This window comes from Clostridium budayi (assembly GCF_055396605.1).
The window spans coordinates 1,543,339-1,566,216 of record NZ_AP042456.1; the positions used below are offsets into that span (position 1 = coordinate 1,543,339).

Genomic DNA, 22,878 nt, shown 5'->3' on the forward strand with positions numbered 1-22,878 from the left:
AGGTTCTTTATGAGGAACACACTTAGTACAGTAATAGCTGGAAGAGAGATGAAAGTTGAATTTGGTGGCTTTGGTATGTTATCAAATGCAGCAATCTTAATGAGCTATGGAGATACTGTAATTTTAACAAATGTAAACAGGTCAGAAGAACCAAGAGATGGTATTGATTTCTTCCCTCTTAGTGTTGAATATGAAGAAAGATTATATTCTGTTGGAAAAATCCCAGGAGGATTTATTAAAAGAGAAGGAAGACCATCAGAAAAAGCTATTCTACATGGAAGAGCAGTTGATAGAACAATAAGACCTTTATTTCCAAAGGGATATAGAAACGATGTTCAAGTGGTTTGTACAGTTGTTTCAGTTGAAAAGGATAACCTACCAGAAATCTTAGCTATAAATGCAGCATCAATGGGGTTATGTTTATCAGGTATACCATTTGATGAACCAGTTGCTGGAGTTCAAGTTGGATTAATAGATGGTAATTTCATATTAAATCCTAACTCAGAAGAAAGAGAAAAGAGTATTTTAGATCTTACTGTTTGTTCAACAAAAGAAAAAGTAATGATGATTGAAGCTGGCGGAAATGAAATCGATGAAGAAACAATGATAAAAGCTATTGAATTCGGATTTGAAGCAGGTCAAAAAATCATTGCATTCCAAGAAGAAGCTATGGCTAAATTCGGAAAAGCTAAAGAAGAACCAGTATTATTTGCAGTTGATGAAGAATTAGAAAAAGATGTTAAAGCTTTTGCAAGTGATATGGTTAAAGAAGCTATGTATATCATGGATAAAGATGAAAGAAATGCTGCTATGGATGAAGTAAATAATAAAGTATTTGCTGAATTCGCAGAAAAGTATGAAGGTAAAGAAGGAGACATAAAAGAAGTTCTTTACACTATGCAAAAAAAAGTAGTAAGAAATATGCTTTTACATGATAAGAGAAGACCAGATGGAAGAGCATTTGATGAAATAAGACCACTTTCATGTGAAGTTTCAATTCTTCCAAGAACACATGGTACTGGATTATTTACAAGAGGGTTAACTCAAGTAATGACAGTTGCAACTTTAGGATCAGTTGGAGATATACAAATATTAGATGGTATAGATGAAGCTGAATCAAAGAGATATATGCATCATTACAATTTCCCAGCATACAGTGTTGGAGAAGTAAGACCACTTAGAGGTCCAGGAAGAAGAGAAATAGGTCATGGTGCTTTAGCAGAAAGAGCGTTAGAACCATTAATACCTTCTGAAGAAGAATTCCCATATACTATTAGATTAGTATCAGAAGTTTTAAGTTCAAATGGATCAACATCACAAGCATCAGTTTGTGGATCAACATTAGCATTACTTGATGCAGGTGTACCAATTAAGAGACCAGCTGCAGGTATTGCAATGGGACTTATAACATCAGAAGATTTAACAGAAGAAGAAGTATTAACAGATATTCAAGGAATAGAAGATTTCTTTGGAGATATGGACTTTAAGGTTGCAGGAACAGAAGTTGGAATAACTTCAATCCAAGTTGATACTAAACTTAAGGGATTAAGCTTTAATGTTGTAAAAACTGCTATTAAAAACGCAAGAAAAGCTAGAATGGTAATTCTAGAAAAAATAAATGAATGTATAGATGCACCAAGAGAAGATGTTTCAAAATACGCACCAAAAACTTCAATAATGAAAATTAACCCAGATAAGATTAGAGATGTAATCGGAGCTGGCGGTAAAGTTATAAATAAGATAATTGAAGACACTGGTGTTAAAATTGATATAAAAGAAGATGGAACTGTATTTGTATCTTCTGTAGATCATGAAGGTGTAGCTAAGGCTATAAAGATAATTGAAGGATTAACAAAAGAAGTAGAAGTTGGTGAAGTTTACTTAGGTAAAGTAACTAAAATAGCTACTTTTGGAGCATTCGTTGAAATTCTTCCAAACAAAGAAGGATTAGTTCATATTTCAAAGCTTGACAAGGAAAGAGTAAACAAAGTTGAAGATATTGTTTCAGTTGGTGATGAAATACTTGTTAAAGTAACAGAAATTGATAATCAAGGTAGAATTAATTTATCAAGAAAAGATGCACTTCAAGAAGATAAAGAAGAAAAACAAGGTAAGTAATAATAAAAGGGCAAGATAATTGCCTTTTTTTTACTAAAGGAGGCTTTATGAATAAAATTTTTACACTAAAAAACGGACTAAGAGTGGTAATGGATAGAATTGATGGGGTTAATTCAGTTAGTGTAGGAGTAATGATTCAAAATGGTTCAAGAAATGAAAGTCTTAAATTAAATGGGATTTCTCATTTTATTGAACATATGTTCTTTAAAGGTACTTATAATAGATCTGCAAAAGAAATTGCAGAAGAAATTGAAAATGTAGGTGGTCAAATAAATGCATTTACAAGCAAGGAGGCTACTTGCTACTACATAAAAGCATTAAGTACACACCTAGATATTTCTTTAGATATATTATCAGATATGTTGTTAAATTCTAAATTTGATGAAGGTGACATAGAAAAAGAAAAAGGGGTAGTTATTGAAGAAATTAATATGAATGAAGATAATCCAGAAGATGTTTTAGATAATATTCACTCAAAAGCATCTTTTGTGGAAAATTCTTTATCATATCCTATCCTTGGAACTATAGAAAAGATAAGAAGTTTAACAAGAAAAGATATAATAGATTTTATAGAAGAAAAATATACTCCATATAATTCTGTTATATCTATTTGTGGAAAGTTCAATGAAGAAGAAGTTATAGAACTTGTAAAAAAATATTTTGGCAAATGGGAAAGTAAGAAAGTATATACACCAGAATATGAAGGAACTGAAATTAAAAGTAATTCAGTATTTATAAAAAAAGAAATTGAACAATTACATATAGGATTAGGAATTCAAGGATTGCCTTTTGAAGACGAAAGAGGATATGCATTAGTACTACTTAATAATATTTTAGGTGGGGGAGCTTCGTCTATCTTATTTCAGAAAGTTAGGGAAGAATTAGGGCTTTGTTATTCAATATACTCATATCCACAACCTTTTAAAAAAGCAGGTATAGTAAATATTTATGTTGGACTTAGTAAAGAGTATGCTGATAAAGCTCTTAAAGTTATAAAAAGAGAGATAGAAAATTTCGTACAAAATGGAATAACAGATGAAGAGCTTAAAATAAATAAAGAAAAAATAAAAGCAAGTTATATACTAGGGCTAGAAAGCACTAGTTCAAAAATGTTTGCTAATGCAAAATCATTATTATTTAGAAATAGAATAAGAACAGAAGAAGATGTTATTAAAAAGGTTGATAATATATCAAAAGAAGATATAGAGTATGTTCTTAAAAATTGTTTTGGAAAAGGAATTATTAATACAGCTTATGTAGGACCAGAAATTGATGTGGATTATTTAGATTCTTGTATATATAAAGATACGGAAGCTTATGATAATTCTAGAAAAACTAATAAATTTAAGTTATAATATTAAAGTAATAATCTCTTCCCTAGATTCATATAATTTACGTATGAATATTAGGGAGGGATTATATAAATGTACGTGCAAGGTGATAAAAACATTAAATATCTAAGTGAACTAGAAAGATACGAACTTATAAATATTAATGATGGAGAAAAGTATGATTATTTACAAAATAATGATCTAGTTATTGATGATGAAGGTAATATAAGATACCTTTTAATTGATGCATCTTCTTCAAAATTTAGTATTTTTGGTGGGGCTAGAGAGATATTAGAAATTGACTGGAGTGCGGTACAAAAAGTTGGGGCAAAGACAATAATACTAGATGCCGATGAAAAAAGTATAAAGAGGGCAAAGGTATGAATTAAAGGGGGAAAACCGATGAAAATTGTAGTGCAAAAATTTGGTGGCACATCTGTATCTACAAAGGAAAGAAGAAGTCGTGTAGTAGAAAAAGTTAAACATGCTATTGAGGAAGGATATTCACCAGTAGTTGTAGTTTCAGCTATGGGAAGAAGTGGAGATCCATATGCAACGGATACTCTATTATCTTTAGTTGAAGAAAAATTTAAGGGAACTAATAAATTAGCTTCTGACCTTTTAATGTGTTGTGGTGAAATAATTAGTTCTGTAGTTATGAGTAATGATCTTTTTGAAGCTGGAATTGATTCTATTCCACTTACAGGAGGACAAGCAGGAATAAAAACTGATAGTGTATTTACAAATGCAGCTCATAAAGATGTTGATCCAAAGCAAATATTAGACTTAGTATCAAAAGGAAGAGTTCCAGTAGTTACAGGATTCCAAGGTGTTACTGAAGATGGATTCTTCACAACTCTAGGAAGAGGTGGAAGCGATACTAGTGCAGCAATACTTGGAGTGGCGTTAAATGCTGAGCAAATTGAAATCTATACAGATGTTGATGGTATAATGACTGCTGATCCAAGAATAGTAAAAGATGCTTCATTAATAAATGTTATTAGTTATAACGAAGTATTCCAATTAGCAGAACAAGGTGCAAAAGTAATACATCCAAGAGCTGTTGATATTGCAATGAAGAGTAATGTACCTTTATTTATTAAAAATACTATGAGTGATGCAAAAGGAACTTTAATAAATAATAATGGTGATGTAAATAATAATAAGATAATAACTGGTATTACTCATCAAAATGATAGAATACAAGTAAGAATTAAAGCTGATGAAAATGAAGGCAATACTAAATATAAAGACATATTAAGTCTACTAGCAGCTAATAAAATAAGTTTAGACTTAATAAATATCTTCCCAGAACAACAAATATTCACAATAGGGGCAGATAAAAAAGAGCAACTTAAAAACATATTAGAAGCTGTAGGAATAAAGTATTCGTTAAGAGAAAATTGTAGCCAAATAGCTATAGTTGGCTCAAGAATGACAGGAATTCCTGGAGTTATAGCTAAAATAGTACAATCTTTAAATGAAAATAACGTAGAAGTTCTACAAACAGCTGATTCACATATGACAATATGGTGCTTAGTAGGTACAGAAAATGTATCTAAGGCTATAAATGCACTTCATAAATCATTTGAATTATCATAAAATTTATATTTAAAATTAATTTAGTATAAAATAATTCCTCTTGTACAAAATAAAACTGTATAGGAGGAATGTTTATGAGTATAGAATTTTTTAATAGCGAAAATGATAATAAAGAAAAAGAAGATAAGAATGTTGATGCAATAAAGGAGTTTGGTAATACTGGAGTAACGAATCCAAATGAAAGAATACGTGTATTACCTATAATTGGCCAAATAGAAGGTCATGTTGTATCACCAGCTCAAAATAAATCTACTAAGTATGAGCATATAATACCTCAATTAATAGATGTTGAACAAAACGAAAATGTAAAAGGGGTTTTAATTGTTTTAAATACTGTAGGAGGAGATGTTGAAGCAGGGCTTGGCATTGCAGAAATGATAAATTCTTTATCTAAACCAACAGTATCTATAGTTATAGGAGGCGGACATTCAATTGGCGTACCTCTTGCAACTTCATCTGATTATTCATTTATAACTCCATCTGCGACTATGATTGTACATCCAATTAGAATGAACGGATTTATAATTGGAGTTTCTCAAACATTTGAGTACTTTAAGAAAATGCAAGAAAGAATTAATGATTTTATAGTAAGGACTTCACATATAAAACATGAAGAACTCGATAAATTATTAAAACAACAAGGTGATTTATTAAATGATGTTGGAACTATATTAATTGGCAATCAAGCAGTTTCATGTGGATTAATAGATGAAGTAGGTGGATTAAAAGAAGCCATATCAAAATTAAATTCTTTAATAGATTCACATGAATAATATTATGAAATCAGCTATAAATTATTTTATGGCTGATTTTATTATGTTCATAAAGGAATTTAATTATGAGTGTAGAAACTAATAAGGTGGGGTGATTATTTTTGAGTAGAACAAAGAAAAAAAGTAATACTAGAAAAAATAAAAAGAATAAAAATGAAGATATATTTGGAATAGTTTATATAGCAATAGGAATACTTTTATCTGTGGCAATATACACAGATTTTGTAGGTATATTATCTACTATATCACAAAGATTATCTCATTTATTAATAGGAATTGGTTCATACATATTACCTTTATATATTTTATATTTAGGATATGAGTATATAAAAACTAAAGGGAATATTGCTCTTAATATAAAATTTTATGGAATAACAGTATATGCAGTTATAACAGTATTAATATTTTCAACTATATATATACAAATGTTACCTAACATAAATTCATTTAGAGATGGAATAAAAGAAATAGTAGATATGAAATCAATACTAAATGGTGGAGTTTTAGGCTACGTTATAGCATATCCATTATATAAATTTTTAGGAATAATTGGATCATACATTATTTATATTGCACTTATAGGAATTGCTACTATTATTACATTTGATATAACTCTTCATGATATAGGAATATGTGTAAAGAAAAATAGTAAAAAAATTAAAAAACCTAAAATTAAGAAGAGAGATTATAATGTAGAAGAAAATGATATAGACGATACATTTATAAAAATGCCTAAAAATAATGAAAAAGAAGATGATAATTATAAAAAGGAATTTTTAAATGGTGTTAATAATAAAATAAAAATTCTTGATTTTATGAAAAATTCATCTTTAGATGATAATGATGACTACTTTAATGAATGTGACATAGAAGAAAGTAAACCAAAGATTAATGAACCTAAATTTAATGAAGATAAGATAGATGATTTCTTAAAGGATTCAAATAAAGTGGACAACACTTACAAGAAAGAAAAACTTGATAACGAAGTTAAAGATGTAGTGCAAAATGAGATAGAAAATAGTATATTAGAAGATAAAGCTATAGAAAATAAAGAAGATTATAGATATCCAGAGTTATCATTACTTAAATTAAATAACGGCACTAAATTAAATAAAAATGATAAGCAAGATTTAATTGAAAGTGCAGGAAAGTTATCTGATACATTAGCAAGTTTTGGTGTAGATGCTAAAGTAAATCAAGTAACAAAGGGACCTTCTGTAACTCGATTTGAGCTTCAACCGAGCCCTGGAGTTAAAGTAAGTAAAATAGTAAATCTTTCAGATGATATAGCACTTGGACTTGCAGCATCAGGAGTTAGAATAGAAGCTCCAATACCAGGAAAAGCAGCTGTAGGTATAGAAGTTCCTAATAAGGAACAAACTCCAGTATTCTTAAGAGAGGTATTAGAATCAGATGAATTTACAAATACAAATAAGAAGTTAGCTTTTGCATTAGGTAAAGATATAGGAGGGCAATGTGTTGTTGGAGATTTAAGTAAAATGCCACATACATTAATTGCAGGAGCTACAGGATCAGGAAAAAGTGTTTGCATAAATACATTAATAGTGAGTTTATTATATAAATACTCACCTGATGAAGTTAAACTTCTTATGGTAGACCCAAAAGTTGTTGAGCTTAGTGTATATAATGGAATACCACATCTTTTAATTCCAGTAGTAACAGACCCTAAAAAAGCAGCTGGTGCATTAAATTGGGCTGTAAATGAAATGACTAGAAGATATAAATTATTCGCAGATTCAGGAGCAAGAAATATTGATTCTTATAATGCACTTTATGAAAATGGAACTATAGAAGAAAAATTACCATTCATAGTTATAATAGTAGATGAGCTTGCAGATCTTATGATGGTTTGTGCAAATGATGTTGAAGATTATATTGGAAGATTAGCTCAAATGGCAAGAGCAGCTGGTATGCACTTAGTTATAGCAACTCAAAGACCATCAGTAGACGTTGTAACTGGTGTAATAAAAGCTAATATACCATCTAGAATTTCATTTGCTGTTTCATCTCAGATTGACTCAAGAACTATACTAGATAGTGGTGGTGCAGAAAAACTTTTAGGTAAAGGTGATATGTTATATTACCCAGTTGGCGAAAGTAAACCGCTTAGAGTTCAAGGATGTTTTATTTCAGAAGAGGAAGTAGAAAAAGTAGTTGATTTTGTAAAGAGTGGAGATCGTGAGGCTGAATATAAAGAAGATATTATTGAACATATAAATAATGAGGCAGAATCATCAAGCATGCAAGGGCAAGATGGTGGAGAAGTTGATGAATTATTGAATGAAGCAATAAAAATAGTAGTTGATTACGGACAAGCTTCAACATCATTTTTACAAAGAAGACTTAGAATTGGATTTAATAGAGCATCTAGAATAATGGATGATTTAGAAAGTCGTGGAATAATATCTGAAAAAGATGGTAGTAGACCAAGACAAGTATTAGTAAGTAAAGAAGAGTTATTAGAGATGGAAGAATAATAAAAATTATTAACAAAACTAAATAAATTTTATCTTGTAATGCCTTGAAAACAGTTATAAAATAGTTAAGTACAAAAGTATTTTTTAGAACGTAGGAGGAAAAAAGTTTGACAAAATATAAAGTGGGAATGGTTAGCTTAGGATGCGATAAAAATAGAGTAGATTCAGAAATAATGCTTGGAGTTATGAATAAAACTTATGAAATAACAAATAATCCTAAAGAAGCTGACATAATTATAGTTAATACATGTGGATTTATAGAGAAAGCAAAACAAGAATCTATTGATACAATATTAGAAATGGCAAATTATAAAACAAAGCATCAATGTAAATTGTTAATTGCTACTGGATGTTTAACTCAAAGATACGGAAAAGAACTTAAAGAGCTTATGCCAGAAATAGACATAATGTTAGGAGTAAATGACTATAATAAAATAGATAAATTAATTGTAGACTTCATAGCTAAAGGAAATATGGAAGATAAGTTTACAGAAGTAAACTATTCAGATGAAAATATAAATGAAGGGGAAAGAGTACTTACTACTGAAAGTAGTACTGCCTATATAAGAATAGCTGAAGGATGTAATAATTTCTGTACTTACTGTATAATTCCTAAGATAAGAGGTAAGTTTAGAAGTAGAGAAATGGATAGCATTATAAAAGAAGCAAAAGGTCTTGCAGCTAAAGGTGTTAAGGAATTAATCTTAATAGCTCAAGATACTACTTTATACGGAAGTGATATTTATGGAAAGAAATCACTTCATATACTTTTAAAAGAGCTTTCAAAAATAGACGAAATAAAATGGATAAGAGTATTATATTGTTATCCAGAAGAAATATATGATGAGCTTATAGATGAAATTGCGGTAAATGATAAAGTGGTAAAATATTTAGATCTTCCAATACAACATATAAGCAATAATATATTAAAGCTTATGGGAAGAAAAACAACAAAGGAAGATATAATAAATAAAATTAACAAATTAAGAGATAGAGTGCAAGGTATAGCATTAAGAACATCTTTAATTGTAGGATTCCCAAATGAAACAGAAGAAGACTTTAAAGAACTTAAGGATTTCCTTTTAGAATATAAAATAGATAAAGTCGGAGTGTTTAAATATTCTAGAGAAGAAGGTACTCCAGCTGCTAAAATGGATGGTCAAGTAGATGAAGAGATAAAAGATATAAGAGAAAATGAACTTATGTTAACTCAAAGAGAAATTTCAAATGAAATAAATAGTTTGAAAGTTGGAAAAATATATGATATTCTTGTTGAAGGATATAATGGAGAATATTACTATGGTAGAAATTATGAAATGGCACCAGAAATAGATGGTAATGTACTATTTACTAGACATTGTGCTATTAATAAGGGAGATTTTACTCAAGTTAGAATAGAAAAAAATACAGAGTATGATTTAATAGGAGTTGGTATGTGTGAATCTTGCAAATAAATTAACGCTACTAAGAATGCTCTTAGTGCCAATTTTTCTAATATTTATAGCTATAAATGAGATTCCTTATGGAACTTTTATTGCAACATTCATATTTGTTATTGCGTCAATAACAGATAAACTTGATGGATATATTGCAAGAAGTAGAAATCAAATAACTAATTTCGGAAAGTTCATGGATCCTTTAGCAGATAAATTATTAGTTACAGCTGCATTGATATCACTTGTTGAATTTAGAGTTGTGCCTAGTTGGGCTGCGGTTATAATAATTGCAAGGGAGTTTGCAGTTTCAGGACTTAGAACAATTGCTGCATCAGAAGGTAAGGTAATAGCTGCAAGCTGGTGGGGTAAAATTAAGACAGTTATTCAAATAGTAGCAATAATTTTACTTTTAATAGAGGTTAATATAGGTCAAAGTAAATACCTATTTGATTTAGTTACAAACAGTAATTTTTTTATGAATTTCTTTGATTATGTACCTAGAATATCTTTAGATATTGCTGTAATTATTACTATAGTATCAGGATATGATTATTTTAGAAAAAATAAAGGTATAATATCTACTAACAAATGATTAAAACCAATTAAATATGGCAATGATTATAAAAGTTCCTACTAAAAGTTGGAACTTTTATCTATATTAGTAGTTGACTATATATTATTATTATTTTATAATTATTATACAGAACATAAGTTCGATGAGAGGATGGTGTATTAATGAATAATATAGATTCAAATAAATTAAAGGCTATAGAAGCTGCAATGGGTCAAATAGAAAAGCAATTTGGTAAAGGTTCAGTTATGAAACTTGGAGAAGATTCAGTACTAAATGTTGATTCAATTCCAACCGGTTGTTTAGATTTAGATATTGGACTTGGTATTGGTGGAGTTCCAAGAGGAAGAATAATCGAAATATACGGTCCAGAAAGTTCAGGTAAGACAACAGTAGCACTTCACATAGTTGCAGAAGCACAAAAAAAAGGTGGAGCGGTAGCGTTTATTGATGCTGAACATGCTTTAGATCCTTCTTATGCTAGAAAAATAGGTGTAGATACTGAAAACCTAATAGTTTCTCAACCTGACACAGGAGAACAAGGTTTAGAAATTGCTGAAGCATTAGTACGTTCAGGTGCAATTGATGCTATAGTTATAGACTCTGTTGCTGCACTAGTACCAAGAGCTGAAATTGAAGGGGAAATGGGAGATTCACACGTTGGGCTTCAAGCAAGATTAATGTCTCAAGCTTTAAGAAAACTTGCTGGAACAATAAACAAAACTAATTGTGTTGCTATATTTATTAACCAATTAAGAGAAAAAGTTGGAGTAATGTTTGGTAACCCAGAAACAACACCTGGTGGTAGAGCTTTAAAGTTCTATGCCTCTGTAAGAATGGATGTTAGAAGAATTGATTCAATAAAACAAGGTGAAAATATTGTAGGTAACAGAACAAGAGTTAAGATAATTAAAAACAAAGTAGCTCCTCCATTTAGACAAGCGGAATTTGATATTATGTATAATGAAGGTATTTCTAGAGAAGGAAATATTGTTGATGTTGGAGTTAAAGAGGAAATAGTACAAAAAAGTGGAGCATGGTTCTCTTATGGAGATATAAGATTAGGTCAAGGTAGAGAAAATGCTAAAGCATATCTTAAGGAAAATCCAGAAATTGCTTTAGAAATTGAAAATAAAATTAGAGGAAAGCACGGATTACCACTTATTACAGAAAATAATGTATCTAATTCAGCAGTAGAAGAAGATAAATAAGAATATAATTAAATTATTGTATAAGAAAATGGTAAGGAATCATCGGAAATAGATTTCTTACCATTTTTTATAAAATAATATAAAAAATCATGAAGTAAACCTTTACTAAAGGTTAGGGTATTAGATTGAAATATTCAGAAAATAAAAGAAAAAGAGAGAAAAATGAAGATAATATTATAATTAAGTGTTTATATAACTCAACTTGACATAATTTTATTTTTACTATACAATAATAACAAATACTGGTTTATCATATTCCAAAAATAACAGTGAGAACACAGTATGACACCTACTAGCTTCATCTAAAAATTAAGCAAGGGGGTGTTAATATGCAACAAATTATAACAATGATAGTTATTGATATAATTGTGCTGTTAATATTAGGAATAGTAGTTTATAAAACAACAAAAACTACATCACAAAATAAAGTTGAGTCTCTTGAAAGGGAAGCCGAAAGACTTGTAGAGGATGCTAAAAAAGATGCTGAAGCTATGAAGAAAGAAGCTATTCTTGAAGCAAAAGAAGAGGTTCATAGATTAAGAAATGATTTAGAAAAAGATTCTCGTGAGAGAAGAAGTGAAATTCAAAGACTTGAAAGAAGAGTTTTACAAAGAGAAGAATCTCTTGATAAAAAGAGTGATTTTCTTGAAAAGAAAGAAGAAATAATCAATGGTAGAATGAATGACATTGAACAGTTAGAAAAAGAAGCCCAAGAACTTCATGAACAAAGAAGAGGAGAACTTGAAAGAGTTGCAAACCTTTCAGGTGAAGAAGCTCGTCAAATAATATTAGATGAAGTTAAGAGAGAAGTTTCTCACGATGCTGCTATTATGATTAAAGAAATCGAAAGCAAGGCTAAAGAAGAAGCTGAAAAGAAAGCAAGGGAAATTATTACTACAGCAATACAAAGATGTGCTGCTGATCACGTTTCAGAAACTACTGTACATGTTGTAGCTTTACCTAACGATGAAATGAAGGGTAGAATAATAGGTAGAGAAGGAAGAAACATTAGAACCCTAGAAACTTTAACAGGAGTAGATTTAATTATAGATGATACTCCAGAGGCAGTAATTTTATCAAGCTTTGATCCTATAAGGAGAGAAGTTGCTAGAATGGCACTTGAAAAGTTAATAGTGGATGGTAGAATACATCCAGCAAGAATCGAAGAGATGGTTGAAAGAGCTCAAAAAGATATCGAAAACGATATTAAAGAAGAAGGAGAACAAGCAACACTAGAAACAGCTGTTCATGGTCTTCACCCTGAGCTTACTAGATTACTTGGAAGATTAAAATACAGAACTAGCTATGGTCAAAATGTATTAAAGCATTCCGTAGAAGTTTCATATTTAGCTGGTTTGATGGCTTCAGAATTAGGTTTAGATGTTACTCTAGCTAGAAGAGCAGGTTTACTACACGATATAGGAAAAGCTGTAGATCAAGAACAGGAAGGACCACATGCACTAATTGGGGCAGATCTTGCTAAGAAATACGGTGAATCTAAAGCTGTAGTAAATGCAATAGGAGCCCATCATGGGGATGTTGAAATGCAATCTTTAGAAGCTATATTGGTTCAAGCAGCAGATGCAATATCAGCAGCTAGACCAGGAGCAAGAAGAGAAACATTGGAGGCATATATAAAGAGATTAGAGAAGTTAGAAGAAATAGCTAACTCATATGAAGGTGTAGAAAAGTCATATGCCATTCAAGCTGGTAGAGAGATTAGAATTATGGTTAAACCAGATCAAATTGATGATGTTGGATCAGTTGAACTTGCTAGAAATCTTGCAAAGAGTATAGAAGAGCAACTAGAATATCCAGGTCAAATAAAAATCAATGTAATTAGAGAAACTAGATCAATTGATTTTGCAAAATAAATAGTTGATATTAAAATACATTTTGTATATACAAAATGTATTTTTTTATTATAAAAATTTGAAAAAATAGAAGGAATTTTGATATAAAAGTAGAATATATAATATATGCAATTATATGGTGCATACTTTATGTAAACGATTAGTAATAAAATGTAGGAGGAAAAATAAAAATGGAAGTATTAAAAGTTTCAACAAAATCAAATCCAAATTCTGTAGCAGGTGCATTAGCTGCAATAATAAAAGAAAAAAATATCGTAGAAATTCAAGCTGTAGGGGCAGGAGCAATAAATCAAGCTATAAAAGCAATAGCAATAGCAAGAGGATTTGTAGCTCCTAGTGGAAAGGATATAATTTGTGTTCCAGCTTTTACAGATATTGAAATAGATGGAGAAGAAAGAACAGCTATAAAACTTATAGTTCAACCTAGATAATATTTTAAAAATTGTTAAATATATAGATAGAAAAAAGTTATAATATGTAATTAAATTTAAAATTAAATTGGCTAATGGTTGAAATTTTCTGTGAAAACATTTATAATGAAATGGTTAGTAGAATATTAACTTATAAAAATTAAGTAAAGAGGTGTATTTACATGGTATCTAAAGAGGTTTTAGTTAAAAACGCTACTGGTTTACACGCTAGACCAGCAACTTTATTAGTTAAAAAAGCTTCATCATTCAAATCAGATGTAAGCATAGAATTCAACGGAAAGAAAGCAAATGTTAAGAGCTTAATCGGTGTTCTTTCATTAGCTGTAACTGCAAATTCAGTAGTAAACGTTATTGCTTCAGGAGATGACGAAGCTTTAGCTTGTGAAGAAATTGCAAAATTAATCGAAAACTTAGAAGATTAATTTAAATAAAGAAGGTTCCTAAAATTTAGGAACCTTCTTTATTTTATTGATATAAAATTACACCTAAATAATAATGCTATTAAGTTTACACTTGAAATAGCTATTAATATATAGATAGCTCTAGTAATCATGCCATAGCCAAAACTTAGAAATGTAACTAAGTTAAAGTTTAATAATCCAATTAATCCCCAATTTATAGATCCTATTATAACTAATAGGAAAGATAGTTTATCAAATATGTTTAATTTGCACATAATAAAATACCCCTTTCGTTTTTACTTATCATATATATATGATTGTTAATAAAAAATAATTACATAATGAAAAGTTTTTTATAAAAAGATGAAAATAGGGAAAAATTATGTTATAATACGAATGATATAAGAACATAATAAAAATATATTCGTGTGGGAGGTAACAAAGTGAGAGATTTATACAGCACACCATTAAATTCAAGATATGCATCAAAAGAAATGAGTTATATATTTTCAGATAATATGAAGTTTACTACATGGAGAAAATTATGGCTTGCATTAGCTGAATGTGAAAAGGAATTAGGATTAAATATAACAGATGAACAAATAAGTGAATTAAGAGAAAATGTAAATAATATAAATTATGAAGATGCAATTAAGAGAGAAAAAGAAGTAAGACATGATGTTATGAGTCATGTATATGCTTATGGATTACAATGTCCAAATGCAAAAGGGATAATACATCTTGGTGCAACTAGTTGTTATGTAGGAGATAATACTGACATAATAATTATGAGAGATGCTTTATTACTTATAAAAAAGAAAATAGTAACTGTATTACATAGATTAAGTAAGTTTGCTATGGAATATAAAGATATGCCAACTTTAGGCTTTACACATTTTCAACCAGCTCAGCTTACTACAGTAGGGAAAAGAGCAACTTTATGGATGCAAGATTTAGTTATGGATATAGAAAATATTGATTTTGTATTAAGCACACTAAAGCTTAGAGGAGTAAAAGGAACTACAGGAACTCAAGCAAGTTTTATGAATCTTTTCGAAGATGATGAGGAAAAAGTTAAGGCTTTAGATAAAAAAGTTGCTGAAAAGATGGGATTCTCAAGTAGCTATGGAGTTACAGGTCAAACATACCCAAGAAAATTAGATTCAATAGTTCTTAATACTTTATCAGAAGTTGCACAAAGCTGTTATAAATTCAGTAATGATTTAAGATTACTTCAAAGTATGAAAGAAATGGAAGAACCGTTTGAAAAACATCAAATAGGATCATCTGCAATGGCATATAAGAGAAATCCAATGAGAAGTGAAAGAATGGGTGCCCTTGCAAGATACGTAATAGTAGATTCATTAAATCCGGCTATTACAGCATCAACTCAATGGTTTGAAAGAACATTAGATGATTCAGCTAATAAAAGAATATCAATAGCTGAAGGATTCTTAGCATTAGATGGAGTTCTTAATTTATATATAAATATTTCTGAAAATATGGTTGTATACGACAAAGTTATAGCAGCACATGTTAACAGAGAGTTACCATTTATGGCTACAGAAAATATAATTATGGAAGCTGTTAAAGGTGGCGGAGATAGACAAGAACTTCATGAATTAATAAGAGAACATTCAATGAAAGCAGCAGCTAGAGTTAAAGGCGAAGGTCTTGATAATGATTTAATTAAGAGAATAATAGAAGACGATAGAATAAAACTTTCAGAAGAGGAAATAAACAACATAATAAATCCAAGTAAGTTTATAGGAAGAGCTCCAAGTCAAGTTGAAGAATTTATTTCTGAATATGTAAAACCAATTATAGATTCAAATAAAGATGCTATAGAAGTTAAAAGTGAAATAAATGTATAATAAATTTTAAAAAACTAGCTCTACATTATTGTAGGGCTAGTTTTTTACTTTATTATAATATAATTCATATGATATAATAAATCGTACTTACGAAAGACGAAAGGAGATACAAATGAACAAAAAAAGTAGAATAATATCTACCATACTAATATATTTAGTTATGGTAATAATGGCAGTTACAGAAGGATTAATAAATATCTTTACTGTACCACTTAAAAATGGTTTTGGTATAAATGATACTATGTTATCAATCATGTTTATGTGCGGATCAATATGCTACTTAATATGTAATTATATAGGTGGTATGGTCTGTGATAAAATAGGTCAGAAAAAATTATTTTTAATTGGTTTAATTGGAGCTGCAATCACAAACATTATACAAGGAATAGCGCCTAATTTTATAGTATTTATTATTGCATTTGCGATGATACAAGGTTTTTTAGGAATTATGGCAATAGCAGCAAATACGATAATACCAATACTTTGGATTACAGGTCAGGCTATAGCAATGAATTTAACTCACTTTGCTTATGGAGTTGGACTTTCAGCATCACAAAAATTATCAGGTATTTTAATAACAGATGGTATTAGCTGGAGAACTATATATATGGGCTCAGCAGCTCTTACATTTATTATATTTGTGTGCTTTATGTTTGTTAAGTTACCTAGAGCAGAGGAAACTGAAAATGTAGATAGAATTCCATTAAAAACAGTTTTACAAGATAAGCTTATATGGGTATTTTTCTTAGGGCTAGGTTTTTACGTAGTAGCAGAACAAGGAACTGGTAGATGGTTACCTACATTTATAAAAACTAATTATTCAAGTTTCACAGATTCTAAAATTGCATCATATGTATCATTATTTTTCTTATTATTTACAATAGGAAGATTAGTTGGTGGATTTATAGTTGAAAAAATAGGATCACAAGTAGCTATTAAAGCATTTTCATTTATTGGAGGAGTATTATTTATAATAGGATTATTAAGTGGAGAAAATGGATTATATATTGTATCTGTATCAGGATTCTTCTTCTCAATAATGTTCCCTACTGTAGTTGTAGTACTTAGTAATACATTTAAGAATAGTACAGCATACATTACGGGTGTTGTAATATCTTTTGCAAATATTATTAATACAATAATGAACTTAGTAATTGGTACTGCATCAGATGCAATTGGAATTAGTAAAGCTGTATTTATAATGCCTATATCAATGCTTATAGCATTTGTATTATTTTGTATTGCATCTAAAATAATAAAGAAAAGATATAACTAATTAAATAAAGAACATGAAAATAATATATAATAAATATATATTAAATTTATGGAGGATAATATGAAAAAATTAAAAGTAACAAAAATAACTTTATTATTTATATCTTTAATTTTTACTTTAGGTTTATTTGTAGGCTGTAGTGATAGCAAACAAAATGTTAAAGATAGAAGTGGCAATGAAATTATTATGCCTAAAAATTTAAATAGGATAATATCAACAGCACCAACTAATACAGAAATATTAGTTGGACTTGGACTTGGAGATAAGATTATTGCAACAGATGAGTATTCAAAAGATGTAAAAGGTGTAAAAAATGATATAACTAGAATAAGTATTGAAAAACCAGATCCAGAAAGAATAATATCATTAAAACCAGATCTTGTAGTTGCATCAGAGCAGAATATTCAAGGTGGAGAAGATCAATTTAAAGCAATAAAAGATATGGGAATACCTGTTGTATACATACCAAGTAGTAAAAGTTTTGAAGAAATATATAAAGATATTGAATTTTTAGGAAAAGTAACTAGAACAGAGAATAAAGCTAATGAAATGATTTCAGGAATGAAATCAGAAGTCGAAAAAATTAAAGAAATAGGAGACAGAATAAAAGATAAGAAATCTGTGTATTTTGAAATAGGGCCAGCTCCAACATTATATAGCTTTGGGTCAGATACGTTTCTAAATGATATGATAGAAATAGTTGGTGCTAAAAATATATTTGCCAAGCAAAAAGGTTGGATTCAACCTAGTGAAGAAGCGGTAGTAGATAAAAATCCAGATATTATTTTAACTAACGTAAATTATGTAAAAGACCCTATAAAAGAAATTAAATCAAGAAAAGGGTGGAGCAAAATAAATGCTGTTAAAGATAATAGAGTATATTCAGTAGATACTAACACATCTTCACGTGCATCACAATTTTCAATAGAAGCATTAAAAGAAATAGCAAAGGAAATATATCCAGATGAATATAAGAATCAATAGAAATATTAAATTATCAGTAATATCTATTCCTATAGCATTTCTAATAATATGTATTGGAACTTCCGTAGGGAGTTCCAATATTAATTTATTAGACATAATATCTATAATAAGCAATAAATTAATTCATACCTCATTAAATGAAGGAATTACAGGGCAAGAGATATCTATAATATTTGATATAAGACTGCCTAGAGTATTATTAGCATTTTTAGTAGGTGGTGCTCTTTCAGTAAGTGGAGCAGTTGTACAATCTATTTTAAAAAATCCTCTTGCATCGCCATATACACTTGGAGTTTCATCAGGGGCAGGACTTGGTGCAGCAATTATGATCATATTTGGAATTAGTATACCAATAATAGATTCAACATTTAGTCTTCCTATTATAGGTTTTATTTTTGGACTATTAACAATAATATTTGTATTGTTATTTTCAAAAAGTGTTGATAGGTTAATGACAAATAATACAATAATATTAGCTGGAATGGTTTTTTCACTTTTTTTAAGTGCAATGATTACAACTATAGGATCAATGCATGGTGATAGTATAAAAGCTATAACCTTATGGCAGATGGGATCATTTGCGATGAAAGGATGGCAATATATTTTAGTATTTATCCCATTTATAATTATAGGGATTGTTGGAATACTTTTAAATACAAGAGAGATGGACATATTGACCTTTGGAGAAGAGAGTGCAAAAGCTATAGGCGTAAATACCAATAAAATAAAAACAAGATTATTTATATTTGCTACAATATTGACAGGAAGTGCTGTATCTCTTAGTGGTATAATAGGGTTTGTAGACCTTATATCTCCACATGTTGTTAGAAAAGTTTTTGGTGCAAAGCATAACTTTGTAATACCAATGTCTTTTATGTTTGGTGGATGTTTAATGGTAATAGCAGATTTAATATCTAGAACTATAATATCACCATCTGAATTACCTGTAGGGGCAATAACAGCAATAATTGGAGCACCATTTTTTATTTATATATACTTTAAAAAAAGTAGGTGAAATAATGATAGAATTAAATAATGTAAGCACTGGATACGATAATATAAAAGTAATAAATGATGTTAGTTTTAATGTGAAAAAGAATGAATTATTTTGTATTATAGGTACAAATGGATGTGGAAAAACTACATTATTAAAAGCAATTGCAAATATAAATAAATATTCTGGAAGTATTAAAATTAATGGTAAGGAAATAAAAAATATAAATAGAAAAGAATTGGCAAAAGAAATTGCATTAATGTCTCAGATTACAGAAGTGTACTTTACATACACAGTTTATGAGACTATATCACTAGGAAGATATCCTCATATGAAAGGATTTCTTGGAGGATTAAGTGAAAAAGATAAAAATATTATTGATAAGATAATAAATGATCTTTCACTTGATAGTATAAAAGACAAATATATAAATGAGCTTTCAGGAGGGCAGTTACAAAGGGTATTATTAGCAAGAACATTTGTACAGGATCCTAAAATTATATTATTAGATGAGCCAACAAATCATCTTGACTTTAAACATCAAATAGAACTTTTGGATATTTTAAAAGAATGGTGTAAAATAGGTGAAAGGGCAGTTATTGGAGTTTTACACGATTTAAATTTAGTTCAAATGTATGGTGAAAGAGTTGCTTTAATAGATAAAGGTAAAATAATAAAAATAGATAGAAGTGACAGTTTATTAAAATCAGAAGATATTAAAAATGTTTATGGAATTAATATTAGAGAATTTATGATTAACGTATTAGAAAAATGGAGATAAAGAGAAGGTGTGAAAATGAAAAAATTTGTTTTATCTTATAGTTGTGGTAAAGATAGTACTTTAGCGTTATATAGAATGATTAAGGATGGAAATAAACCAGTTGGATTAATTGTAACTGTAAATAAAGATAAAAACCAATCATGGTTTCATAGAGTGCCAGAAGAAATATTAGAAAGTGTTTCAAAATCATTAAATATACCATTAATAAAAGTACCTTGTAAAGGTGAAGAATACGAAGATGAATTTGAAAAAGCATTAATTAAGGCAAAAGAAATGGGAGCTGATACATGTGTATTTGGGGATATAGATATATTAGCTCATAGAAAATGGTGTACAGATAGATGTGATAATACAAATATTAATGCACATTTTCCACTATGGCAAGAAAATAGAGAAGATATAACAAATGAAGTTATAGAAAGTGGCTTCAAGGCAATGATAAAATGTTGTAATGATACTCAACTAAATGAGAATTTTTTAGGAAAAGTATTAACTAAAGAATTAATTCAGGATATAAAGGCACGTGGAGCAGATGCTTGTGGAGAAAATGGAGAATATCATACATTTGTATTTGATGGTCCAATATTTAAAGAAGAAATAAAATTTAATAAAGAAGAAAAATTAAAGGTAGATGGGTATAATCATTTAGTTATAAAATAATAGAATTTATAGAGGTGACAAAAGATGAGTAACAGTATTATTATATTAGGAACAGCAGCTTCTGCAGGGAAAAGTACGGTATCAACAGCTCTTTGCAGATTCTTAAAGAAAAATGGATATAATGTAGCTCCATTTAAATCACTTAATATATCTTTAAAATCTAGGGTAACAAAAAAAGGGGAAGAAATAGGTAGATCTCAACTTGTACAAGCAGAAGCTTGTGAAATAGAAGCAGAAGGAATTATGAATCCTATTTTAATAAAACCATCAGTAAAAAATAAAACACAAGTAATTGTAAATGGAAAAGTACATTGTGATATGGAAAATTGTGATATAAAAGAGTTAAGCAATGATTTTAAAGAATTTATAAAAGAATCTTATGATGAACTATCAAATAAATATGAAAATATTATTATTGAAGGTTTAGGAAGTTGTGCTGATATTCAATTTAAAGAAGATGATATTGCAAATTTTTATATTGCTAAAAATACAAATTCAAATGCTATATTAGTTGCTGATTGTGATAAAGGTGGAGTTTTAGCATCTGTATATGGAAGTATTATGTTACTTGAAGAAGATGAAAGAGAATTAATAAAGGGTATAATAATAAACAAATATAAGGAAAATAGCTTAGATAAAGATAGAGAAAAATTCAATCAATCTATTAAGAAAATAGAAGAACTAACAAATATACCTGTTATTGGGGTATTACCATATGAAGATTTAAATATTGAGGAAGAGGAAATAATAACAGAAAAGTTAAGAGAGAAAAAGAGAAGTGGTTTAAATATAGCTATAATAAAACTTCCTCATATATCTAATTTAACAGATTTTTATCCACTTGAATTGGAAAAAAACATAAATATAAGATATGCAAAAACTCCAAAGGAGTTAGAGGGAGCTAACTTGATAATTTTACCAGGTAGCAAAAATACAATATACGATTTAGAATATATTAAAGCAAATAGAGTATTTGATAAAATATTAGAATTACATAAAAGTGGTACAAGTATTATGGGAATATGTGGAGGTTTTCAAATGCTTGGTAGATCTATAATAGATTTATCAAATAATGAAAGTGAAAAGAGAATAATTGATGGATTCGATCTATTACCTATAAGAACCTCTTTTTCATTAAATAAAAAAACGACTATATCAAAAGGAATAGTATGTTCAGTAAATAATGAACTTAGGGAACTATCAAATATAAGAGTATACGGATATGAAATTAATAGTGGTGCTAGCGATATGTTAGATGGGCCAGGAGAGGTTTTAATAATAGATAGTAGTAATAATGTTACTGGAATGTCTAATTCCAAAGGGGACGTACTTGGGACTTATATACACGGAATATTTGAGGGCGTTGAGTTTAGACATAAATTATTAAATCATTTTAAAGAAAAATATAATGTTATAATTGAAAATGGAACAGAAGAAAAAGAAAACTATAGAAGTTATAAATTAAAACAATACGATAAGTTATGTAAGGTTTTTGAAGAAAATGTTGATACTGATAAAATCTTAGAAATAATAGAAACTAAAAAGGAGGAAGAGGAAAAATCCTTAAAAGATTAAAATGGAACACACTATAGAATTAATAACTATTGCAATAGGTTTTTATATAATTGATTTAATATGGAAGAGTAGTTCATTATATAATAAAATAACATCTAAAAAGTTTTTCCATAAAAAACTTAATAAATTGATATTACTACTAATATCAATTGTATTAATCTTTATTTGCATTATTGTAGAAGATAAATTAAGTGGATATTTAATAGCTAATGATAGTTTTGAATTAACAATGAAAGGAATACCATTAGTTATTTTATATATTATTACATCATTTATATTTACTAATAAAATAGACAACAAAAAAAGTAGCAGTATATAATAACCTGCTACTTTTTTTACTATATATATTCTTAAGTAACATCATCGTAAATGATATTTAAAAATAAATTATAAAAACGAAATATAATACAAATTTTAATATATTTGAACTATAAATAAAACTAATATATAATAAATTTAAGTAAATATGTATCATTATTTCTTAAATA

At 28.6% G+C, this 22,878-nt stretch carries 21 protein-coding genes; 20 read left to right on the forward strand and 1 reads right to left on the reverse strand.

Going from position 1 to position 22,878, the window contains the following annotated elements:
- Positions 1 to 9 precede the first annotated feature (9 nt).
- The 12 genes from ACZ5TJ_RS07260 to ACZ5TJ_RS07315 all read left to right on the forward strand — a co-directional run bounded on the left by ACZ5TJ_RS07260 (position 10) and on the right by ACZ5TJ_RS07315 (position 14,267).
- Positions 10 to 2,118: a polyribonucleotide nucleotidyltransferase gene (locus ACZ5TJ_RS07260; RefSeq protein WP_464198334.1), complete on the forward strand. Its 2,109-nt coding sequence runs from the start codon at positions 10 to 12 to the stop codon at positions 2,116 to 2,118.
- 47 nt (positions 2,119 to 2,165) lie between these two features.
- Complete coding sequence (locus ACZ5TJ_RS07265; RefSeq protein ID WP_464198336.1) at positions 2,166 to 3,473, forward strand: M16 family metallopeptidase; 1,308 nt, start codon at positions 2,166 to 2,168, stop codon at positions 3,471 to 3,473.
- Positions 3,474 to 3,542: 69 nt separating this feature from the next.
- Positions 3,543 to 3,833 (forward strand): YlmC/YmxH family sporulation protein, encoded by a 291-nt coding sequence (locus tag ACZ5TJ_RS07270; RefSeq protein ID WP_039316009.1) that lies wholly within the window; start codon positions 3,543 to 3,545, stop codon positions 3,831 to 3,833.
- 18 nt (positions 3,834 to 3,851) lie between these two features.
- Positions 3,852 to 5,051 (forward strand): aspartate kinase, encoded by a 1,200-nt coding sequence (dapG, locus tag ACZ5TJ_RS07275; RefSeq protein ID WP_464198339.1) that lies wholly within the window; start codon positions 3,852 to 3,854, stop codon positions 5,049 to 5,051.
- A gap of 68 nt (positions 5,052 to 5,119) precedes the next feature.
- Positions 5,120 to 5,824 carry a ClpP family protease gene (locus ACZ5TJ_RS07280; protein WP_464198341.1) on the forward strand — a complete coding sequence of 235 codons (705 nt, stop codon included), beginning with the start codon at positions 5,120 to 5,122 and terminating at the stop codon, positions 5,822 to 5,824.
- Between the two features lie 101 nt (positions 5,825 to 5,925).
- The gene (locus ACZ5TJ_RS07285; protein WP_464198343.1) at positions 5,926 to 8,322 is read left to right on the forward strand and encodes a DNA translocase FtsK; all 2,397 of its coding nucleotides are present in this window, start codon (positions 5,926 to 5,928) and stop codon (positions 8,320 to 8,322) included.
- Positions 8,323 to 8,429: 107 nt separating this feature from the next.
- The gene (gene rimO, locus ACZ5TJ_RS07290; protein WP_464198345.1) at positions 8,430 to 9,776 is read left to right on the forward strand and encodes a 30S ribosomal protein S12 methylthiotransferase RimO; all 1,347 of its coding nucleotides are present in this window, start codon (positions 8,430 to 8,432) and stop codon (positions 9,774 to 9,776) included.
- Positions 9,760 to 10,350, forward strand: a complete 591-nt coding sequence (gene pgsA, locus ACZ5TJ_RS07295) for a CDP-diacylglycerol--glycerol-3-phosphate 3-phosphatidyltransferase (RefSeq protein ID WP_055206470.1) — start codon at positions 9,760 to 9,762, stop codon at positions 10,348 to 10,350. The genes rimO and pgsA overlap by 17 nt, the downstream gene beginning before the upstream one ends.
- A 143-nt stretch (positions 10,351 to 10,493) precedes the next feature.
- Positions 10,494 to 11,540, forward strand: a complete 1,047-nt coding sequence (recA, locus tag ACZ5TJ_RS07300) for a recombinase RecA (RefSeq protein ID WP_464198348.1) — start codon at positions 10,494 to 10,496, stop codon at positions 11,538 to 11,540.
- Between the two features lie 329 nt (positions 11,541 to 11,869).
- A complete protein-coding gene (rny, locus tag ACZ5TJ_RS07305; RefSeq protein ID WP_039315998.1) occupies positions 11,870 to 13,414 on the forward strand; it encodes a ribonuclease Y in 1,545 nt (514 codons plus the stop codon).
- 170 nt (positions 13,415 to 13,584) lie between these two features.
- A complete protein-coding gene (locus ACZ5TJ_RS07310) occupies positions 13,585 to 13,845 on the forward strand; it encodes a stage V sporulation protein S (protein ID WP_039315996.1) in 261 nt (86 codons plus the stop codon).
- A gap of 161 nt (positions 13,846 to 14,006) precedes the next feature.
- On the forward strand, positions 14,007 to 14,267 hold the full coding sequence (locus ACZ5TJ_RS07315; RefSeq protein WP_039315994.1) for an HPr family phosphocarrier protein: 261 nt from the start codon (positions 14,007 to 14,009) through the stop codon (positions 14,265 to 14,267).
- Positions 14,268 to 14,305: 38 nt separating this feature from the next.
- Here the strand turns inward: ACZ5TJ_RS07315 and ACZ5TJ_RS07320 are convergent, their stop codons facing one another.
- Positions 14,306 to 14,521: a DUF378 domain-containing protein gene (locus ACZ5TJ_RS07320; protein ID WP_464198352.1), complete on the reverse strand. Its 216-nt coding sequence runs from the start codon at positions 14,519 to 14,521 to the stop codon at positions 14,306 to 14,308.
- 168 nt (positions 14,522 to 14,689) lie between these two features.
- On the opposite strand from ACZ5TJ_RS07320, the gene purB reads away from it, so the two are divergent.
- The 8 genes from purB (at position 14,690) to ACZ5TJ_RS07360 (ending at position 22,709) form a co-directional block, all read left to right on the forward strand.
- A complete protein-coding gene (purB, locus tag ACZ5TJ_RS07325; RefSeq protein WP_464198354.1) occupies positions 14,690 to 16,120 on the forward strand; it encodes an adenylosuccinate lyase in 1,431 nt (476 codons plus the stop codon).
- 112 nt (positions 16,121 to 16,232) lie between these two features.
- On the forward strand, positions 16,233 to 17,396 hold the full coding sequence (locus ACZ5TJ_RS07330) for an MFS transporter (protein ID WP_055206478.1): 1,164 nt from the start codon (positions 16,233 to 16,235) through the stop codon (positions 17,394 to 17,396).
- Positions 17,397 to 17,456: 60 nt separating this feature from the next.
- Positions 17,457 to 18,380: an ABC transporter substrate-binding protein gene (locus ACZ5TJ_RS07335; protein WP_464198356.1), complete on the forward strand. Its 924-nt coding sequence runs from the start codon at positions 17,457 to 17,459 to the stop codon at positions 18,378 to 18,380.
- A complete protein-coding gene (locus ACZ5TJ_RS07340; RefSeq protein WP_464198358.1) occupies positions 18,361 to 19,395 on the forward strand; it encodes a FecCD family ABC transporter permease in 1,035 nt (344 codons plus the stop codon). The genes ACZ5TJ_RS07335 and ACZ5TJ_RS07340 overlap by 20 nt, the downstream gene beginning before the upstream one ends.
- A 4-nt stretch (positions 19,396 to 19,399) precedes the next feature.
- Positions 19,400 to 20,155, forward strand: a complete 756-nt coding sequence (locus ACZ5TJ_RS07345) for an ABC transporter ATP-binding protein (protein WP_464198360.1) — start codon at positions 19,400 to 19,402, stop codon at positions 20,153 to 20,155.
- A gap of 15 nt (positions 20,156 to 20,170) precedes the next feature.
- The gene (locus ACZ5TJ_RS07350; RefSeq protein WP_464198362.1) at positions 20,171 to 20,815 is read left to right on the forward strand and encodes a Dph6-related ATP pyrophosphatase; all 645 of its coding nucleotides are present in this window, start codon (positions 20,171 to 20,173) and stop codon (positions 20,813 to 20,815) included.
- A gap of 24 nt (positions 20,816 to 20,839) precedes the next feature.
- Complete coding sequence (locus ACZ5TJ_RS07355) at positions 20,840 to 22,390, forward strand: cobyric acid synthase (RefSeq protein ID WP_464198364.1); 1,551 nt, start codon at positions 20,840 to 20,842, stop codon at positions 22,388 to 22,390.
- Between the two features lies 1 nt (position 22,391).
- Positions 22,392 to 22,709: a hypothetical protein gene (locus tag ACZ5TJ_RS07360; protein WP_464198366.1), complete on the forward strand. Its 318-nt coding sequence runs from the start codon at positions 22,392 to 22,394 to the stop codon at positions 22,707 to 22,709.
- Positions 22,710 to 22,878 lie beyond the last annotated feature (169 nt).

Bases quoted from the DNA above. Each gene is read 5' to 3' on its own strand.
- ACZ5TJ_RS07310 (WP_039315996.1), top strand. From the start codon at position 13,585: ATGGAAGTATTAAAAGTTTCAACAAAATCAAATCCAAATTCTGTAGCA.
- ACZ5TJ_RS07335 (WP_464198356.1), top strand. From the start codon at position 17,457: ATGAAAAAATTAAAAGTAACAAAAATAACTTTATTATTTATATCTTTA.
- ACZ5TJ_RS07260 (WP_464198334.1), top strand. From the start codon at position 10: ATGAGGAACACACTTAGTACAGTAATAGCTGGAAGAGAGATGAAAGTT.
- ACZ5TJ_RS07355 (WP_464198364.1), top strand. From the start codon at position 20,840: ATGAGTAACAGTATTATTATATTAGGAACAGCAGCTTCTGCAGGGAAA.
- ACZ5TJ_RS07320 (WP_464198352.1), bottom strand. From the start codon at position 14,521: ATGTGCAAATTAAACATATTTGATAAACTATCTTTCCTATTAGTTATA.
- ACZ5TJ_RS07270 (WP_039316009.1), top strand. From the start codon at position 3,543: ATGTACGTGCAAGGTGATAAAAACATTAAATATCTAAGTGAACTAGAA.
- ACZ5TJ_RS07280 (WP_464198341.1), top strand. From the start codon at position 5,120: ATGTTTATGAGTATAGAATTTTTTAATAGCGAAAATGATAATAAAGAA.
- ACZ5TJ_RS07350 (WP_464198362.1), top strand. From the start codon at position 20,171: ATGAAAAAATTTGTTTTATCTTATAGTTGTGGTAAAGATAGTACTTTA.
- ACZ5TJ_RS07340 (WP_464198358.1), top strand. From the start codon at position 18,361: ATGAATATAAGAATCAATAGAAATATTAAATTATCAGTAATATCTATT.
- recA (WP_464198348.1), top strand. From the start codon at position 10,494: ATGAATAATATAGATTCAAATAAATTAAAGGCTATAGAAGCTGCAATG.
- ACZ5TJ_RS07330 (WP_055206478.1), top strand. From the start codon at position 16,233: ATGAACAAAAAAAGTAGAATAATATCTACCATACTAATATATTTAGTT.
- ACZ5TJ_RS07360 (WP_464198366.1), top strand. From the start codon at position 22,392: ATGGAACACACTATAGAATTAATAACTATTGCAATAGGTTTTTATATA.
- ACZ5TJ_RS07345 (WP_464198360.1), top strand. From the start codon at position 19,400: ATGATAGAATTAAATAATGTAAGCACTGGATACGATAATATAAAAGTA.
- ACZ5TJ_RS07265 (WP_464198336.1), top strand. From the start codon at position 2,166: ATGAATAAAATTTTTACACTAAAAAACGGACTAAGAGTGGTAATGGAT.
- ACZ5TJ_RS07315 (WP_039315994.1), top strand. From the start codon at position 14,007: ATGGTATCTAAAGAGGTTTTAGTTAAAAACGCTACTGGTTTACACGCT.
- rny (WP_039315998.1), top strand. From the start codon at position 11,870: ATGCAACAAATTATAACAATGATAGTTATTGATATAATTGTGCTGTTA.
- dapG (WP_464198339.1), top strand. From the start codon at position 3,852: ATGAAAATTGTAGTGCAAAAATTTGGTGGCACATCTGTATCTACAAAG.